Origin of the sequence: Methanogenium cariaci JCM 10550, from assembly GCF_001315945.1 — an archaeon.
Classification (GTDB): Archaea; Halobacteriota; Methanomicrobia; order Methanomicrobiales; family Methanomicrobiaceae; genus Methanogenium; species Methanogenium cariaci.
The window spans coordinates 35,008-52,733 of record NZ_BBBG01000016.1; the positions used below are offsets into that span (position 1 = coordinate 35,008).

Annotated in this window: 16 protein-coding genes and 6 pseudogenes; 16 read left to right on the forward strand and 6 right to left on the reverse strand. The window is 57.1% G+C overall.

All coding sequences use genetic code 11. From position 1 onward, the window contains the following. Positions 1–2: 2 nt before the first annotated feature. From JCM10550_RS12175 to JCM10550_RS23235, 4 genes are all read right to left on the reverse strand, one after another. On the reverse strand, positions 3–614 hold the full coding sequence (locus JCM10550_RS12175; RefSeq protein WP_245619152.1) for an ABC transporter permease: 612 nt from the start codon (positions 612–614) through the stop codon (positions 3–5). Next, the gene (locus tag JCM10550_RS23230; RefSeq protein WP_245619154.1) at positions 608–811 is read right to left on the reverse strand and encodes a hypothetical protein; all 204 of its coding nucleotides are present in this window, start codon (positions 809–811) and stop codon (positions 608–610) included. The genes JCM10550_RS12175 and JCM10550_RS23230 overlap by 7 nt, the downstream gene beginning before the upstream one ends. A gap of 81 nt (positions 812–892) precedes the next feature. Continuing rightward, a complete protein-coding gene (locus JCM10550_RS12180; RefSeq protein WP_245619156.1) occupies positions 893–1,735 on the reverse strand; it encodes an ABC transporter substrate-binding protein in 843 nt (280 codons plus the stop codon). Continuing rightward, positions 1,692–1,907, reverse strand: a complete 216-nt coding sequence (locus tag JCM10550_RS23235) for a hypothetical protein (protein WP_245619158.1) — start codon at positions 1,905–1,907, stop codon at positions 1,692–1,694. Before JCM10550_RS23235 ends, JCM10550_RS12180 begins: the two co-directional genes overlap by 44 nt. Positions 1,908–2,134: 227 nt before the next feature. Here JCM10550_RS23235 and argH point away from each other — a divergent pair, with 227 nt between their 5' ends. The 16 genes and pseudogenes from argH (at position 2,135) to JCM10550_RS12255 (ending at position 16,586) form a co-directional block, all read left to right on the forward strand. Beyond that, positions 2,135–3,631 carry an argininosuccinate lyase gene (gene argH / locus JCM10550_RS12185; RefSeq protein ID WP_062399501.1) on the forward strand — a complete coding sequence of 499 codons (1,497 nt, stop codon included), beginning with the start codon at positions 2,135–2,137 and terminating at the stop codon, positions 3,629–3,631. Positions 3,632–3,669: 38 nt separating this feature from the next. After that, positions 3,670–4,860, forward strand: a pseudogene (gene gatD, locus JCM10550_RS17365) (Glu-tRNA(Gln) amidotransferase subunit GatD); the annotation flags it as partial. 15 nt (positions 4,861–4,875) lie between these two features. Then, a pseudogene (gene gatE / locus JCM10550_RS18980) lies at positions 4,876–6,721 on the forward strand (Glu-tRNA(Gln) amidotransferase subunit GatE). Between the two features lie 71 nt (positions 6,722–6,792). Next, positions 6,793–7,083: a DUF5350 domain-containing protein gene (locus JCM10550_RS12200; protein ID WP_062399502.1), complete on the forward strand. Its 291-nt coding sequence runs from the start codon at positions 6,793–6,795 to the stop codon at positions 7,081–7,083. Between the two features lie 70 nt (positions 7,084–7,153). Continuing rightward, complete coding sequence (locus JCM10550_RS12205) at positions 7,154–7,516, forward strand: hypothetical protein (RefSeq protein ID WP_218185206.1); 363 nt, start codon at positions 7,154–7,156, stop codon at positions 7,514–7,516. Then, a pseudogene (locus JCM10550_RS12210) lies at positions 7,503–8,037 on the forward strand (nitroreductase family protein). The gene JCM10550_RS12205 and the pseudogene JCM10550_RS12210 overlap by 14 nt, the downstream one beginning before the upstream one ends. A gap of 15 nt (positions 8,038–8,052) precedes the next feature. Then, positions 8,053–8,395: pseudogene (locus JCM10550_RS12215) on the forward strand (DUF555 domain-containing protein). Further along, positions 8,392–9,297, forward strand: a pseudogene (locus JCM10550_RS12220) (carbohydrate kinase family protein). Before JCM10550_RS12215 ends, JCM10550_RS12220 begins: the two co-directional pseudogenes overlap by 4 nt. Positions 9,298–9,462: 165 nt before the next feature. Beyond that, positions 9,463–10,257: a DUF2070 family protein gene (locus tag JCM10550_RS25165; RefSeq protein WP_281175385.1), complete on the forward strand. Its 795-nt coding sequence runs from the start codon at positions 9,463–9,465 to the stop codon at positions 10,255–10,257. After that, positions 10,182–11,278 (forward strand): annotated as a pseudogene (locus tag JCM10550_RS25170) (DUF2070 family protein). Before JCM10550_RS25165 ends, JCM10550_RS25170 begins: the two are co-directional and overlap by 76 nt. A gap of 112 nt (positions 11,279–11,390) precedes the next feature. After that, complete coding sequence (locus JCM10550_RS12230; protein ID WP_172673894.1) at positions 11,391–12,791, forward strand: right-handed parallel beta-helix repeat-containing protein; 1,401 nt, start codon at positions 11,391–11,393, stop codon at positions 12,789–12,791. Then, entirely contained in the window at positions 12,727–13,116 is a 390-nt protein-coding gene (locus tag JCM10550_RS12235) for a hypothetical protein (protein ID WP_062399507.1), read from the forward strand. Before JCM10550_RS12230 ends, JCM10550_RS12235 begins: the two co-directional genes overlap by 65 nt. Further along, the gene (locus JCM10550_RS12240) at positions 13,113–14,093 is read left to right on the forward strand and encodes a PKD domain-containing protein (RefSeq protein ID WP_062399508.1); all 981 of its coding nucleotides are present in this window, start codon (positions 13,113–13,115) and stop codon (positions 14,091–14,093) included. The genes JCM10550_RS12235 and JCM10550_RS12240 overlap by 4 nt, the downstream gene beginning before the upstream one ends. Before the next feature lie 148 nt (positions 14,094–14,241). Further along, positions 14,242–14,811, forward strand: a complete 570-nt coding sequence (locus tag JCM10550_RS12245) for a PKD domain-containing protein (RefSeq protein WP_062399509.1) — start codon at positions 14,242–14,244, stop codon at positions 14,809–14,811. After that, positions 14,751–16,124 carry a PKD domain-containing protein gene (locus JCM10550_RS12250; protein ID WP_062399510.1) on the forward strand — a complete coding sequence of 458 codons (1,374 nt, stop codon included), beginning with the start codon at positions 14,751–14,753 and terminating at the stop codon, positions 16,122–16,124. Before JCM10550_RS12245 ends, JCM10550_RS12250 begins: the two co-directional genes overlap by 61 nt. 141 nt (positions 16,125–16,265) lie before the next feature. Then, complete coding sequence (locus JCM10550_RS12255) at positions 16,266–16,586, forward strand: hypothetical protein (RefSeq protein ID WP_062399511.1); 321 nt, start codon at positions 16,266–16,268, stop codon at positions 16,584–16,586. 310 nt (positions 16,587–16,896) lie between these two features. Here the strand turns inward: JCM10550_RS12255 and JCM10550_RS25175 are convergent, their stop codons facing one another. Next, positions 16,897–17,028: a hypothetical protein gene (locus tag JCM10550_RS25175; protein WP_281175386.1), complete on the reverse strand. Its 132-nt coding sequence runs from the start codon at positions 17,026–17,028 to the stop codon at positions 16,897–16,899. 38 nt (positions 17,029–17,066) lie between these two features. Further along, positions 17,067–17,591 carry a hypothetical protein gene (locus JCM10550_RS12260; RefSeq protein ID WP_062399512.1) on the reverse strand — a complete coding sequence of 175 codons (525 nt, stop codon included), beginning with the start codon at positions 17,589–17,591 and terminating at the stop codon, positions 17,067–17,069. Positions 17,592–17,726 lie beyond the last annotated feature (135 nt).

The following is a 17,726-nucleotide window of genomic DNA, read 5'->3' on the forward strand; positions in this document are numbered from 1 at the left end:
CATCACTCCATATTGTTCTGCCAGCGGACGGTCTGTTTGTCTACGTAATGCCGGAAGAGGATGTCAATCACGATGCCGATGACACCGAGGACCAGCATATAGACGACCACACTGTCCATCTGGTGCAGGTTGTAGTAGGTCCAGAGGTTCTTTCCCAGCCCGAACTTTCCGGTGCCCGCACCGAAGATCTCGGCACCGACCAGGCACATCCAGCCGATACCCATCGAGACACGGATGCCTGCCGTGATCTCGGGGGGGATGGCCGAGGGGGGGAACCCGATCTTCCGGATCAACGCGAGGTTCTTTGTACAGCCGAGCACCTTTCCTGCCTCGATGAATACCTTCGGCACATTGCGAAATCCGGTGTAGGTATTGATGATGATGGGAAAGACGGCGCCGATAAAGATGATGAACCCTGCCGCCTCGTGCGTGAGCCCGAACCAGATGATCGCAAACGGGATCCACGCGAGGGGGGGCGGGATGGGACGGATGATCTCGACAATCGGGTTCAGGGCGATATCGATGTCACGGAACCAGCCCATGCAGACCCCGGTCGGTATGCCGACGAGGAGGGCTGCTGCCATGCCAATGGCAAAGTGGTACAGACTCACCACGATGTCCTCGGGAAGGGTGCCCCCCCGCGGCCGAACATGTCTTTTATAAAAGCACTGACTACTTCGGTGAAACTGGGCAGTTTAAACGTGTTTCCGACGAGATATACGGCAACAATCTGCCAGATGACGATGACCACGGCAACGGAGGCAAGTGGTATCAGTATGTTCCGGTAGGAGGTTTTTTTCTGTGTACGCATGGGTGAGTGCTCCACGGTGCGTGCCGGGGGAATACGGTTCCCGGTCTCTTCTCAAGAACTGTGCAGGCAGGGAAAAAAAGGTTAGGCTTCTGTTGCCTTCCGGTAGAAGGACAGATCAAAGATTTCATCCTCGGTGAGCGGATGGTCGATGTAGCCGAGGTCTGCCTGCACCTTGGTGTAGTCAACAACGGATGTGATGATGATGGACGGGTCGGTGATCCAGCGTCCGTCCCAGGTGGCAAACGAGTCCTCGATGACTGCCATGTCCACCTTGTTCATGTCGTGGTATATTTGTGCGGTCTCGTTCTGGTTTGCAATCACATACTCGGTTGCTTTGATGTGGGTCCTGACAATCTGGTCCACCATGTCGGGGTGGTTGCGGATGAGGTCGCCGGAGACAACCAGTACACAGCAGGCATGGTCTTTTTCCATCTCACCGGACTGCACGGCAATCTTTCCGTTCCCTTCCGCAACGATGGTGGAAGGGGGGGCCGGGTGCGGCAGGAATACGGCGTCTACTGCACTCTCTGATATGGCGACGGTAGCGTCACCGGGGGGGCCCATCGGGCGGATGTCCACATCGGTGTCGGGGTTAATGCCGTTTGCCTGGAGCCAGTCACGCAGGAGGGTGTCCTGTATGGTGCCCGGCGGGAATGTGGCAATGGTCAGTCCCTTCAGGTCTTCGGGGGGGCCGGTGTAGTTGACTTCAGGCCGGACAACAAGATCCGATCCCTGCACCTGCACGGCGGCAACAATTTTTGCGTCAAGGCCGGTGGCAAGTGCGGAGATGACGGGTGCTGCACCCACGTAGGCGACATCGATGTCACCTGCGAGCATGGACTGCATCTCGGGTGCTCCGGTGGGGGGGAACTTGTGGTCTTCAATCTTGGTGATGCCGAAGGGGGGGCAAGGTCGGCTGCCCACCAGCCTTCTCCTTTGCGACCATGTATGCCACCTGATGGGTGGACGGCTGGTAGCCGAAGGAGAGAGTGTCTTTGGTTTCCGTCGTCTTGGAGCCGGTGTCGGTGCATCCGGCGACAAGCAGCACGGCTGCAATGGCGCAGATGGCCAGGATGAATAGTCCTTTTGATTTCATGTAATCGGTTCTCCTGATGTAGGTGATTGATTATATGTTCTTCTTTTCCGGGTATTATTAAATTTCTCTCATTTTGGTCAGATCATTGTCCGCCTGTGTCAGATTCGTAACACAATCTGACAAAACCTGATCGGGCTGGCCGGAGGGCGGCCGGGGGTGGATATCCTGGAAATGCATTGCTTTAACATTTTTCATTTCGTATACCATAGGCAGGAGTTTTGTGAAAAATGTCGAGCGATCCGGTGAGGAGGGGGCGGCTTGCGGGCGGACGGCCCGCAGAAGTTGCTGCCTTCCTCTCGTCAATGGATGCAGACCGGTGGATTGCTGATGCCGATATCCGGGTGGATATCGCCCATCTTCTGATGCTGGATCAGCAGGAAATCATCGAACGGGATGCGTCATCCGCGGTCATGGCCGCACTGCTTGAGATGTATGAACACGGTGTGCCGGAGACGGTATTTGATGACGAGTACGAGGATGTGCACGCCGGTATCGAGGCCGGTCTGATTGCCGCTTCCGGTATGGACAAGGGCGGACGGCTGCACATGGGTCGGTCACGCAACGATGAGGTGGCGACCTGTATCCGTATCCGTCTGCGGCAGGCGCTGCTTTCCCATATGGAAGGCATCTCCTCCCTGCGTGCAGCGCTTCTGGCACAGGCGGAGAGGCACACCCAGACGGTGATGCCGGGATTTACCCATCTCCAGCACGCCCAGCCGACCACTCTCGGGCATTATCTTTTGGCCTACGAACAGGCGCTCTCCCGTGACTTCGAGCGTCTGTGGGATGCCTATGGCCGGGTGAACCGCTGCCCGCTCGGTGCGGCGGCGTTTGCCTCCACCGGCTACCCGATTGACCGGGATATGACCGCCGGATTACTGGGATTCTCGGAACTGGTGCTCAATACGATGGATGCCGTCTCCGCACGGGACTTCGTTATTGAGGTTACCGCGGCCTGCACGATTCTCATGTCCACGCTCTCCCGTATGGCCGAGGAGATCGTGCTCTGGAGCTCTGCCTTTGTCCGGTTTGTGACGCTGGACGACGCCTACTGCTCGACCAGTTCGATCATGCCGCAGAAAAAGAACCCCCCCGACACCGCAGAGATCCTGCGGGGGGGCAAGAGCGGGGGGGTTGTCGCAGGCAGCTTTACCGCGGCGTTTACTGCGGTGAAGGGTCTGCCGATGAGCTATAACCGCGATCTGCAGGACGTGACTCCCTCGCTCTGGCGGGCCGTCGCCGAGTCCGGCGCCTGTATCGGCATCGCCACCGGGATCATCAGCACCGCCACCTTCCACCCCCCCGACCGGATGCGGGAAGAGGCGGGGAGAGGCTTCTCCACCGCGACCGAACTCGCGGATGTCCTGGTGCGGGAGTTTGGTCTGCCGTTCCGTGCAGCCCACAATATCATCGGGCGGGCAATCCGGAGCGGGATGATCACACTCCCTGTCCTTGAGGCGGCGGCACAGACCCTCTCGGGCATCTCCCTCGTGGAGCGGGGGGGCCTGACCGAAAAGCGCATCCTCGAGGCACTGGATGTGGACGTGAGCGTGCGTCTGCGCAGCGCCCCCGGCGGCCCGGCACCGAAGACGGTGAAGCAGGCGATCGCCATACAGCACGCGACCCTCGAGGACGACTGGCACTGGGTCCGGTCGGAAGAGAAACGTCTGCAGGCGGCAGAAGATACAATGATCCGTGACGCACGGAGACTGGTTGAAGAATGATGGAATCAGGAACAGAGGTGACCTGCCAATATGCAGGCATGGAACAGACCGCGACCTACATCACCGAACGTGACGGGATGGCGGTCATTAAACTGAACAGCGGATACAATATCGGGGGGGTCGACCCGGCATGTCTGACCGTGGTCGCAGCACCGGAGATGACAGAGACCGTGGGAATGACCATCGAACAGAACCCCTCCCTCCCGCAGCTCTCCATCATCTCCACCGGTGGCACGATTGCGAGCCGCGTGGACTACCGGACGGGTGCGGTGACGAGCCAGTTTACCGCAGACGATATCATGCGGGCCATTCCCGGCCTTGCGGATATCGCCCGGTTCCGTTCCGAGGTGCTTGCAAGCATCCTCTCGGAGAATATGACCCCCCCTGCCATCTGGCAGACGCTGGCGACAAGCATCTGCAACGAAATAAAGAACGGGGGGGCCGAGGGGGGGGTCATCGTGACCCACGGCACCGATACGCTCGCATACTCGGCCGCCGCCGTCTCATTTATGCTGGACACCCCCCCGGCACCGGTCATCTTTGTCGGCTCCCAGCGCTCCGCCGACCGGCCGTCAAGTGACAATGTCATGAACGGCCTCGCGAGTGCGGCGGCCGCGACATCCGATCTCGGTGAGGTGGCCGTGGTGATGCATGCGTCCACCAACGACGACACCTGTGCTATCCACCGCGGAACACGGGTGCGCAAGATGCACACCTCGCGGCGTGACGCCTTCCAAAGCCTCGGTACGGCACCCATCGGCTCGGTCGCCTATCCCTCACTGGATGTGACGCTCTCAAAGGATGCGGTGCGCCGACGGCCGGACACCGAACCCGTGCTCTCCCCCCCGAAGCTCGAGGAGAAGGTCGGGCTGTCCACCTTCTATCCCGGCATGCACCCCCCCGACCTGATCCATGCCTTCGAGGGCTACCGGGGCCTCGTAGTCTCCGGCACCGGTCTGGGCCATACCTCGGCGCCGGTGATCGAGGCGCTGCGTTCGCTGACGGATGCGGGCACGGTTGTGGCCATGACCTCCCAGTGCCTCAACGGCCGGGTCTGTGACCGGGTCTATGACACCGGCCGCGACCTTCTGGCCGCAGGTGTGCTGGAAGGGGGGGACGAGATGCTGCCTGAGGTGGCCTATGTCAAACTGATGTGGGTCCTCGGGCAGACGAATGATACCGAAGAGGCGGCCCGTCTGATGACAACGCCCCCCCTGCGGGGGCGAGTTCGGGAGGTGTCTCTGATGGCGGACTACGATTATGCCAGACTCGGCCTGAAGGCAGGCATTGAGATTCACCAGCAGCTCGACACCAAAGAGAAACTCTTCTGCCACTGCCCCACCGTCCTGCGGGATGCCGAAGAGCACAACGCCGAATTCTTCCGCTACCTCCGGGCGACGGTCTCCGAGATGGGCGAGATTGACCGGGCGGCCCGCGAGGAGATGATGGTCATGCGCCCGTTCACCTACTATGCGTATGACACCACCTGTCTCGTGGAAAATGACGAAGAGCCCCCGGCACCCCTCAACCCCGAGGCGCTGGCGCTCTCACTGACCATCGCAAAGATGATGGGCATGACGCCGGTCGAACAGGTGCATGTGATGCGCAAACTGGTCATCGACGGCTCCAATACGAGCGGGTTCCAGCGCACCGGTCTGGTGGCGCTCAACGGCTCCCTGCCCACGGGAGAGCGGATTGAGTCCATCTGTCTCGAAGAAGAGGCCGCCCAGCGTATCGAGGACCAGCTCTTCTCCCTCGACCGTCTGGGTATTCCCCTGGCCGAGATCACCACGGCACCGGACATGCACACGCCGGAAGCCGTGAAGGCCGTAGCTCCTACATCGGGATGCTCCTGCGTTCGACGATGCAGGTGAAACGCGGTATCGGCACCATCCGGCAGGATGTCAATGTCTCTATTGCCGAGGGTGCCCGTGTCGAAATCAAGGGCGTGCAGGAACTCCGGCTCATTGATGAAGTGGTCCGGCGCGAGGTGCAGCGGCAGGTGAATCTCCTTGCCATTAAGGACGAACTTCTCTCAAGGAATGCCTCGGTGGACGAGGATACCCACGATGTGACTGCCCTCTTTAAAGAGACCGGTTCCTCAATCCTGAAGCGGGCCAAGACGATTCACGCGGTCTGTCTTCGCGGATTTAACGGTCTGGTCGGCTGTGAGATTCAGCCCGGCAGGCGTCTCGGCAGCGAGATGTCCGACTACGCCAAGAAATGCGGCGTGGGCGGGCTCTTCCACACCGACGAACTGCCCGCCTACGGGGGGGTCACCGAGGCGGAGGTTGCTCCCTGAAACAGGCCGTGGGTGCTGGCACGGATGACTGTGTGGTGCTCGTTGCGGATGCCAAAAAGAAGGTTGTCTGTGCGATTGCACAGGTCCGCAGGCGTGCACAGATGGCCATGGACGGCGTGCCCGAGGAGACCCGCAAGATGCTCGAAGAGGGCAGCTCGGCGTATATGCGTCCCCCCCTGCCCGGTGCGGCCCGGATGTATCCGGAGACCGATGTCCTGCCGGTGCCGGTGACGGATGCCTACTATGACGGCCTCGTTCTGCCGGAACTGCTCACCGACAAGGCCGAGCGGTATGTGCGGGAGACCGGGCTGGACGCGTCCCTTGCCCACCAGATGGTCTACTCCCGACAGTGCCGCCTCTTTGATGCGGCGGTCGGTCAGGGTGTGAAGGCCAGTCTTGCGGCGCACACCCTGCTGGGCACGCTCAAGGAACTCTCCCGTGACGGTGCCGACGTTGCCGCCGTGCCGGGAGCGGCACTCGTGGATCTGCTCGTCCGGGTGGAAACGGGTGCGGTCGCAAAGGAGGCCATCCCACCGGTGATCCGCGCCCTCGCGAAGGGGGCAGGATATCGATACGGCGATCAGTGCAGTTGCTCCGTCCATCAGCCGGGAAGAGGTGCGGGCCGTCATCTGCGCCGCGATTACCGAACGTGAGGCGTTTGTCCGCGAACAGGGCATGCGTGCGGTCGGCCCCCCCTGATGGGTGTCGTAATGAAGGAACTGCGGGGACGGGCGGACGGAAAGGTCATATCCGAACTGCTGAAAGAAGAAGTGGGAAGGATTGTCTGAGGGGGGGACTGCTCCCCCCCTCTCGGTTACATTTATCCGTTTCCCTGTGTTAATTAGTAAGGAGTTGTTCTATGGGAAAAACTGGTACCACAACATGGACGCAGATCAAAAGCGTAACGGGTCAGGTCAGACTTGTCCCGGCAAAGGAGACAAACTATAAGAAACCCGGTCCAAACCAGCGGTTTAAGACCGGAAACCAGCTCAAGAAGGCCCTGAAGGCATCGCAGGATGACGGCCGCAAGGGCGGTCGCGGTGGACGCGGTGGCCGTGGAGCTCGTGGTCGCGGCAGAGGACCGGAGAACGATCCCCGGTTCCGCAGGAGAATCCGCCGTTCCCCCGCCTCCATCAAAGGGTCCAAATAGATAATATTGATAGCGGGGGGGTGAGTTGTCTCACCCCTCCCGTTTTTATATGAGATTATCGGTAGGTTTTGTGATGAATGCAAAAGAAGCAGTTGCAGCGTATCAGTTTTCCGAGCGGTCAAAGTCTGAATTGATTGCCGCCTCACAGATTGTTGCGACATTATATGATTACAAGGGTGCAGAGAAGGCCGCTGCAAAACGCGTGACGACAAACTTTCTGGAACTCTTCCGGTCGAATCTGTTGCTCGGGTTCAATATGACGAAGAACATGAATTTCCAGAAGGCGGCAGACTGCGTGAGCGAGGCCATCTCCCGCATTGAGGCGGACGATTTCGCCGGGGGGGCAGGTCAGAAGCTGGGCGATGCCGTCAGTTTTACCACGACACCCGCACAGGAAGCCTGGGGGTTCCTTTCCGAACATGGATTCCTCTGAATTTTTAGGATTTTTACGGACCCGTTCATCGGTCCGTGAGTATTCCGACGACGAACTGACGTCAGAAGAGATTGCCTCCGTCATCCTCCCGGCAGAGCGGGCGCCCTCGGCGGGCAACCGCGAGTCGTGGGATGTGATTATTGTCACCGACGAGAGTGTCAAAGAGGGTCTTTTTGACGCGGCGTATCAGCAGCAGCACCTGCTTCAGGCACCCTGTGTGTTTGTGGTCTGTGCAAACTACGTGCGTTCGATGTCCCAGTACGGCGAGCGGGGGGCATTCTCTATGCGGTGCAGGACGCAACGATTGCGGCGACCTATATGATGCTCGGAGCGCACGCAGCGGGTCTGCACACCTGCTGGACCGGTGCCTTTGATGAGGAAGGTATCCGCGAAACCCTGGGGGGGCTGCCGGAACATATCCGTCCGCTGGTGCTGCTTGCCGCAGGCAGGGGTCATCTGCCCCCCCGTCCTACGCAGGCCGGATGCCCATCGGGGAACATGTGCACGAAAATATCTGGTAAGAGGCGATAAAGAAAATGACTGACTACCGCGTAACACTGGAGTCCGGATGGGTTGTCCGCGATGTGGATACCCTTGACGATGCCATCGGCATTGCCATATCCGAGGCTGGAAAACGACTGAACCCCCCCGGGCCAAGTTCGTTGAGATTGAGATCGGGCAGGCCATCTGTCCCTTCTGTGAAGAAGAACTGAACAATGCCCTGATCGTGGCAAACATCGCCCTGGTGGGACTTACCCTTGAGATGAAGGTCTTCAAGCAGAGTCGGAAGCCCATGCGGAACGCATCGCAAAGTCCGTTGTCGGAGCGTCACTGCGTGACATTCCGCTGAAGGTCCTTGAGGTCGAACTGATCGCATGATCTCGGTAGTGGGTCACACCACCACGGATCATCTTTTTACGGTTCCCGAACTGATTGCAAAGAACCATTCTACGTTTATTACCGCACATCAGATCTTCTACGGCGGCGGTGCGGCAAATATTGCCGCAGGCATTGCCGTTCTGGGCGGTGAGGCCGAATTGGTGACGGCGGTCGGGGGCGATTTTGCCGGGAGCGAGTATGATCACTGGCTGACCAAACTCGGTGTGTTACGACGATTTATTGTAAAACCGGAGATGCATTCTTCGACCTGTTACCTCTTTAATGACGGGACGGACGATCAGGTCACCTACTTTGAGTGGGGGGGGCCTCCGAGGCGCTCAACGATGCCGAGGCACCGGTGCTGGACCGCGTGCATCTCGCACCGAGCGAACCGAATTTCTGTGTGCGTGTGGCGGAGAAGGCGTCCTGGGGTCTCGTTTGATCCGGGTCAGGACCTGGTGCGGTTCTCCCGCGACCAGATTGCGCAGATCCTCAAGCGAACGGACCTGCTCTTTGTGAACCGTCACGAGGCCGAGGGTATCTGTGCGATTGGCGGGTTCTCACGGGAGGCCCTGATCGCGATGGTGCCGCGTGTCATCATCACGATGTCGGGCGACGGCAGTCTGCTCTACCAGGACGGCGAAGAGGTGCAGGTACCGGCGGTGCCGGTGACACTCGCCGACCCGACGGGTGCGGGGGGGGATGCCTTCCGTGCCGGGTTTTTAACGGCGGAAAAGCGGGGGGGCTACGACCCGGTGACGGCGGTTGAGATCGGCACCACCGCGGCTTCGTTTGTGGTGGAGAAGGCGGGCTGCCAGACCAATCTGCCCGACTGGGAACGGATGGCCGCACGCTACCGGACGCATTTCGGGGGGGAACTCTCGTCCCTGCCTGCACCCTGAATCCGATTCCATATATAGACGTTGATCAAATCTTGTTAGATATGTTCCGGGGGCGATGAATCTGACCGATAAAGGCGGAAATAATGCACTGGAAGATCTTTCCCGCTACATTTTTGCAGCGCCCGCGTGGCCGCGTTCGGTGGCAATTGTCGTTCTTCTGGGGGATTGTCATCGACGGGGGCCGGGTTTATCGGCGGACGTAATTACCTGCTGGTATTCGGGTTTCTGGGATATGTGATACCCGCACTCTTCGCGTTTGTTGTGACAAAACCTCTGGTTGAGGTTTTTGGCGGCAAGATCACGTGGAACCGTTCGGCCCTTTTGGCGATGGCCTGCATGGTCTTTCAGGTGATCGTGAGTCTTCTCTTAACGTTTCTGCCCTACCCGAATTTCTATGCCGTACTCTTTGCGGTGGCGCTGGGCGTGGTCTTCGCGGTCCGGCTGATCGTGCTCGCCGGTATCGCCGATTACCGGATGAAGCGGATGGTGCCTGCGGCGGCCCTGCAGAGTATCGCCGCAGCGGTTACGGGGGGGTCCTACTATTTCGGCATGGACTTCCTGTATTTCGTGCTCGCGCTGCATCTGCTCTTTGGCTGCGGGGGGGTGCTGCTCTTTCTTTGGCTGGTGGAACGGCCCCTGAAAAAGAATTTCCGCATCAGTGCGCTGCACTTTATCAACGCGTTCATCGCCCACAATACCGACGGCGACAAGGCGCTGGACGAGTTCTTTATGGAGATAGGCGAGGACGTCTACGTCCAGCAGGCGTCCCTGTTCTTTTCCCGTGCAGGGCGGGGTGACATCACGTTTACCGTGCCGAACCTGCACCCCCGGCCCGATGGGGGGGAGATCGGCGGGGGGCGAATCTGCCCAAGCTTCTGCACGATATGCTGGGCCCGGACTCGTTTGTCGCCCACGGCTGTGCGACGCATGACTTCAACCTGGTCTCCGAGAGCGAGGTGACCCTGATGGCCGATGCGGTGCGGGCGTCCCGGCGGGATGCGGTCTTCTTTTCCCAGGCGACGGCGTCGCACCGATATACCTGCGGGACGGTGGATGTCTGTGCACAGGGCTTTGGCGACACCCTGCTTCTGGTCGCGACCCGTTCGCCGGAGATGACCGAGGATCTGGAGTATGCGATAGGGCTTGCGGTGATGGCGGAGTGTCAGGGGCAGTATGCGCATGTGGCGTTTGTGGATGCCCATAACTGCATGGTCGATATCACCGAACCGGTCGTGTCCGGGTCGCTGACGGCCTATGAATACTGGCAGGCAGCGCAGGCAGCGTCCGTCGGGCGTGCCGCAGCACCGGTCTCGGTCTTTGAAGCGGGTTCGGCCCACCGGGCGGTGCCGTTCTCCCGCGAGGAGGGTTTTGGCGATTTGGGGGGGATTATGGCGCTCGTGGTCCGTGTGGAGGATCAGCTGACGGCCTACGTGATCTTCGACGGCAATAATGTGGAGCACGGGTCCGCGAGGTGCTGCGGGCGCATCTGCTGACTATGGTCGATGAGTGTGAGGTGATGACCACCGATTCGCATGTGGTGAATACGCTCTCCGGCCGGAACCCGGTGGGCTACCGCGTCACGGCCGAGGAGTTTCTTCCCTATGTCGAAGACACGGTGCGGGCGGCGATAGCAGACCTTGCCCCCCCGGCAGAGGCGGCCGGAGGCACCGGCTGGGTGGAGGGGGTGACGGTCTTCGGGTCGAACCGTATATCACAGCTCGCGAGTACCGTGAATGCGATGCTCACCTTTATCGCTCCTCTTGGGGGGGTGGCGATTCTGTTGTTTGCGTTCCTGCTATGCTGGTCGCGTATCTGGTGTTGTTGTAGGCGGGGATCTCCTGTTTTTCTGATGGGCAGATTATTGCCGATACTTCACCCGTACCTTGGAAAAATAATACCTTTCAGGCATGTCTTTGCATTTTTTATCGAATATTACTCGCAACTCGATCCGGAAACAGCAAATATTGTCGTTATCAGATAAATCACTGTATATTTATTGCACAACGTGAACACTGATATCAAATCAGGATCCTCCCGGAAAATATTTTACATGCTCTCTGAACCAAGCGATGAGCGTTTCCCGGGGGGGACAGATGCGGGTGAATATTTTGAAAGTAAAAATAATAATTATAGTAGCCATCCTCCTTTTTGGGTTATGTGTATCCGGGTCTGCACTTCCGGAAGTGAATGCGACACCGGCGGAAAATAATTCGCCACAGCCGACAGAAGATGACCCAGTGGTATCCGTTATTGCGGAACCAGACAGCACACTACCCGCGATGGAAAATAATTCGGGTATTCTTTCCACAGCACAGCCCTGTTTTACTACCGTAGGGATAGACGCTGATAGCTCCATTACCCATCCGGCACTCTGGAGTGTCTCCCCCCCTATTGGGGGGGGCGGGAACTATAGCGAGATCTCTGAGATTCACTTAATCGGCGATGGCGATACTATCCGCGTCTGGGGGGGTGCTGAGGGCCACACCTATGAGGACGACATCACCATAAGAAATTCAAATGTTATTATAGAACAATGGGAAGGATCTCCGGTTCGTCCGCTGATTACCGCTAAAACAGATGGAACGTCAACACTAACCATACAGACAGTCGATAATGTCACCTTACGTGGCCTGGACATCTCAAATAACCATCATTCCCCTAACCGGGGGGGCGGCGGGGGGGTCTATGTCAGAGATGCCACGCTGACCATTGAAGACAGCATCATAGATAACAACACCGCCAGTCTCCGTGGTGGTGGGGGGGTGTATGTTTCTGAGGGCGGCGCTCTCACCATCAGAGACACCGCCATACACAACAACACCGCCACTGACTATGGCGGTGGGGGGGTCTGTGCAGAATCTGCCACCCTTACCATTGAAAACGCCATTGTAAACAATAACACAGCCAATTACGGCGGAGGGGGGGTCTATGTCCAGGATGCCACGGCAACCATCGAAAACACCAACATACACAACAACACAGCCAGTGAGTTTGGCGCCGGAGTCTATGGCAATAATGCGAGGCTCACCATCGGAAACACCACTCTGAGTAATAACACAGCCAGTTCCCGTGGTGGCGGGGGGGTGTATGTTTTTCAGGACAGTACTCTTGCCATCAGAGACACCATCATACGCGACAACACAGCCAATTACGGTGGTGGGGGGGTCGATGCAAGATCTGCCACCCTTACCATTGAAAACGTCACCATGCACCACAACACAGGCCAAGGTAGTGGTGGCGGTGTCTATGCAAGTTCTGCCCCGCTCACCATCAGGGATGCTACCATATACAACAACACAGCCACGACTGGCGGCGGGGGGGTCTATGCCAATTCTGCCACATCAACCATTGAAAAGACCGCCATATCCAACAACACAGCCCTGAGTAATGGCGGTGGGGGGGTCTCTGTCTCTGGTGGTCTGCTGGCCATTGGAAACACCACCATACACGACAACACAGCTGATTACGGCGGCGGGGGGGGTCTCTGTCTCTGATGGCACACTGACCATCGGGGGGGACACCACCATACACGACAACACAGCCGATTACGGCGGCGGGGTATATGCATATGACAGCAGACTGACGCTCAGAAACAATCTCTTCAGCAATGAGAAGAATTTCGATGCATATACCAGATCATCATATGTCTGGGATGCGGTCTTTAACCAGACCCTGCTTCTGAAAGACAACATTGCCGGCGGGCCCTACTGTGGGGGGGAAATGTCTGGGCCAGTCCGGCAGGCACCGGCTTTTCAGAGACTGCCAGGGATGCCAATTTCGATGGCATCTGTGATGAAAATATCACGTTTACTGAAATGAGTTTAAGCGCCACCCCCCCTCCCGTCGTCGGCACCGACGAACTTCCCCTGGTGTATAACCGTTCCCGCGGGACACTGACCATTGAAACAGATCCTGCCGGAGCAATCCTCTTTGTGGATAAAAGGGATATCAACCGCACCACAGATGCACCGGCCGCGCTCTATCTTCCGACAGGAACACACACAATTCTGGCAAAGAAGGATAATCTTGTCAATACCACCGGGGGGGTGAGCGTCAGTGCAGGAGAGAAACGAGCCCTTGCTCTTACACTTGAAGAGGCGCAGATTATTCCCGTCATCTCTGCCAGTCCCGGACAGGGTCTCACGCCATTACGGGTTGTCTTCAACGGCAGTGCAACAGGAAATATTGAAGCAGACACCTGGAACTGGACATTCTATGATGGTAAAGCCACCTCCCGGAATACCACACACACCTTCAGCCAGGTCGGAATTTATTCGGTTGTGCTGAATGCCACCAACACGATAACCGGATTCTCAAACGAGACATCCCGGAACATAACGGTCTTAATGCCAGAACCAGTGCTGGCACTCTCTCCGGATGCAGGAGAGGCACCTCTGTCCGTAGCGCTGAATGTCTCATGCAGGGACGAACCAACCGCATGGAACCTGTCTCTGGGAGATGGCAGATGGATCAATGCGACCAGTTCAAACGGAATTAATAGCACCATTTCCTACCCGCAGGCCGGTGAGTATACGCTCATCCTGAACGTATCTGCGAACGGTTGCTCGAACGAAACGTCACAGGCAATAACCGTCTCAATGCCGGAACCTGGCCTCTCTGTTTCACCTGTTTGTGGGCTCGCTCCACTGGATGTCAGGATAGAAGCAGCAGCATCCGGGCAACCCACTGCATGGAACCTATCTCTGGGGGACGGGAACTGGATTAACGCAACCCGTTCGGATGATCTGAACAGAACGGTTACCTACCCGCAGGCGGGCGACTATACCTCACTCTGAATGTATCTGCGAACGGGTGTTCGAACGAAACGTCACAGGCAATAACGGTCTCAATGCCTGAACCTGGCCTCTCTATTTCACCTGATCATGGATCCGCACCACTGGATGTCATCATTCAGGCATCTTCAAATGGAGGACAACCCACCGCATGGAATCTCTCTCTGGGGGGGATGGCAGGTGGATTAACGCAACCCGTTCTGATGATCTGAACAGAATGGTTACCTACCCGCAGGCGGGCGACTATATCCTCACTCTGAATGTATCTGCGAACGGTTGCTCGAACGAAACGTCACAGGCGATAACAGTCTCAATGCCTGAACCTGGCCTCTCTGTTTCCCCCCCGGATCACGGATCTGCTCCACTGGATGTCAGGATAGAAGCAGCAGCATCCGGGCAACCCACTGCATGGAATCTCTCTCTTGGTGATGGCAGGTGGATTAATGAAACCCGTTCGGATGATCTGAACAGAACGGTTACCTACCAACAGGCAGGCAACTATACCCTCACTCTGAATGTATCTGCGAACGGGTATTATAACGAGACATCCCAGGCAGTAATGGTCTCGATGCCTGAACCGGTTCTCTCCGTTTCACCTGTTTGTGGGCTCGCTCCACTGGATGTCAGGATAGAGGCAGCAGCATCCGGGCAACCCACTGCATGGAACCTATCTCTGGGGGGGACGGGAACTGGATTAACGCAACCCATTCAGATGATCTGAACAGAACGGTTACCTACCCGCAGGCCGGTGAGTATACCCTCACCCTGAACGTATCAGCCAGCGGCTATTCAAACGAAACGTCACAGGAAATAATGGTCTCGATGCCTGAACCTGCTCTCTCCGTTTCACCTGTTCGTGGATCCGCTCCACTGGATGTCATCATTCAGGCATCTTCACACGGAGGGCAGCCCATCGTGTGGAATCTCTCTCTTGGTGATGGCAGGTGGATTAACGCAACCCGTTCGGATGATCTGAACAGAACGGTTACCTATCCGCAGGCGGGGTACTATACCCTCACTCTGAACGTATCTGCGAACGGTTGCTCGAACGAAACGTCACAGGCAATAACGGTCTTAATGCCTGAACCTGCCCTCTCTGTTTCACCTGATCACGGATCCGCACCACTGGATGTCATCATTCAGGCATTTTCATCCGGAGGGCAGCCCACCGCATGGAATCTTTCTCTTGGTGATGGCAGGTGGATTAACGCAACCCGTTCTGATGATCTGAACAGAACGGTTACCTACCCGCAGGCAGGCGACTATATCCTCACTCTGAACGTATCTGCGAACGGTTGCTCGAACGAAACGTCACAGGCAATAACCGTCTCAATGCCTGAACCTGGCCTCTCCGTTTCACCTGTTTGTGGGCTCGCTCCACTGGATGTCAGGATAGAAGCAGCAGCATCCGGGCAACCCACTGCATGGAATCTCTCTCTGGGTGATGGCAGGTGGATTAATGCGACCCGTTCGAATGATCTGAACAGAACGGTTACCTACCAACAGGCGGGGGATTATACCCTCACTTTGAACGTATCTGCGAACGGGTATTATAACGAGACATCCCAGGAAATAATGGTTCTAATGCCAGAGCCTGCCCTCTCTGTTTCACCTGATCACGGATCCGCACCACTGGATGTCAGGATAGAAGCAGTAGCATCCGGGCAACCCAGTGCATGGAATCTCTCTCTTGGTGATGGCAGGTGGATTAACACAACCCGTTCAGATGATCTGAACAGAACGGTTACCTACCAACAGGCAGGCGACTATACCCTCACTCTGAACGTATCTGCGAACGGGTATTATAACGAGACGTCACAGGGAATTGCCGTATCAATGCCGGAACCGAACATCTCGCTGTCACCTCAAACAGGAATAGCCCCGCTGGATGTCAGAATGGAAGTGTATTCATCAGGACAGCCAACCACGTGGAACTTCTCGTTTGGCAACGGCACATGGATTAATGCGACCAGCCCGGATGAAATCAACCGAATGATTACCTACCGGAGGTTGGTGACTACACTCTTACTCTGAACGTATCAGCAAATGGGTATTATAACGAAACATCAGAGGTGATAACGGTCTTGCCCCCCGATTCCCTCGCCAGGATCAGGGAGTGCTTCCCATACCGGTATTGGTTCAGTATCTCATCTGAAAGCAGGTGACCGGACCTCAATGACATTTAAAAACACCGCAGTGACAAAAGCCATGATTCTCCCTGCGGCAGATATATCGGATCTGATGATCACCATCGAAAAGAAATCCGGTCCTGAAAATGGCATTTTACCTCCCGATGCACCGATTTACCAGTATGATCTCGTGCACCTCTACAAAGCAGATGCCTCTGACATTGCTGAGATCACCTACACGTTCAGCATCCCGAAAGACTGGCTTACCGAACGAAATGCCATTCCATCATTGTGGTGGTATAATGCAACCGCAGGGGGGGAATGGACGGAGTATTCCGCTGAAATAACCGGCGATGACGCCGGATAGTCATTGCGGGGCAACCTGTCCGGGCATTGGGTGGATTGCTCTTGGCGGTGTGTCTGGTGACACGCCGGTTGCCGGAGAACAGACGACACCTGACAGCCCCCCCTTACACCAGGTGATTCGGGATCTGTCTCTACCACTGAAGAACCAACGCCGATGCCGGAAGAAACCACCACACCGGTCGGGTATGCAGGTATACTCATGGGGGGGCTTGGAGCAGCGGCACTTATCCGGCAAAAAACGAGATAAGAGTGATGGGGGGGCTTTTTCCCCCAATTTCATCTGTCATCGGTTCTCTTTTTTTCAAGTCGGGCTAATACCCGTACTCCGTTGAAACGAATTCGATGAGGGAGGAGACGGAGGCGTGGGTGATGCCTGAGAGGGGGGGTCGCTTTGCGGTCGGGTCCATTCCGTATACCTGTTGGTTTTTTGCCGGTGCCGTCACATCCGGATATCCATTCGCGATCTCATGCAGCGGTCGTATTACCGGTGTCTCGTTGGGATCAGTCCAGGGGGGGAGCGGTCGGCAGTCAGGTATGGATGTTGCCATGAAGATGACGGGGATGTTTTCAATACCTCTGTTTTTGGCTTCTGCGTCAATGATGGCATAGATGTCATCCCGGGTTTTTTTGACGGTATCTGCCTCTTTCCAGATGCGACGCAGATGGTTCCCAGGAGATCTGATCCATAGAGAATGATTGGGCCTTGGGGGGGAAAGTAATACGCCTTCATGTCGGACCGGGTATCGTTTACGATCTGTTTGGTCTCGTAGCGCCAGTCCCACATCCCCTTTTCATCGGGAATGTCTGCGATGACGCCGGTGGAGATGACGGTTCCGTCCCGGCCGTAGATCGGCACGTTCCCGTAACCTGCGATGACATCGGTGTAGCAGTCTGAAACCAGTTGATATGTGCTCTCGCTCATGGTGTATCCAGAGACCGGCCCGGATACGCCAGACAAAAACAGGACTGCCACGACGAAGAGTATCGGTATTTTTTTCGGTATCATGTTCTCTCTCCGGGATTGGTTCCCTGTTTGAGATCTGGTATTGGATGCGTATTATATCCACCTCTGACGGGGGGGTGCATCCTTCCGGTGGGGGGGGCAGGGGGGGGAATTTTTTGCGGGGGGGGTTGGGGGGGG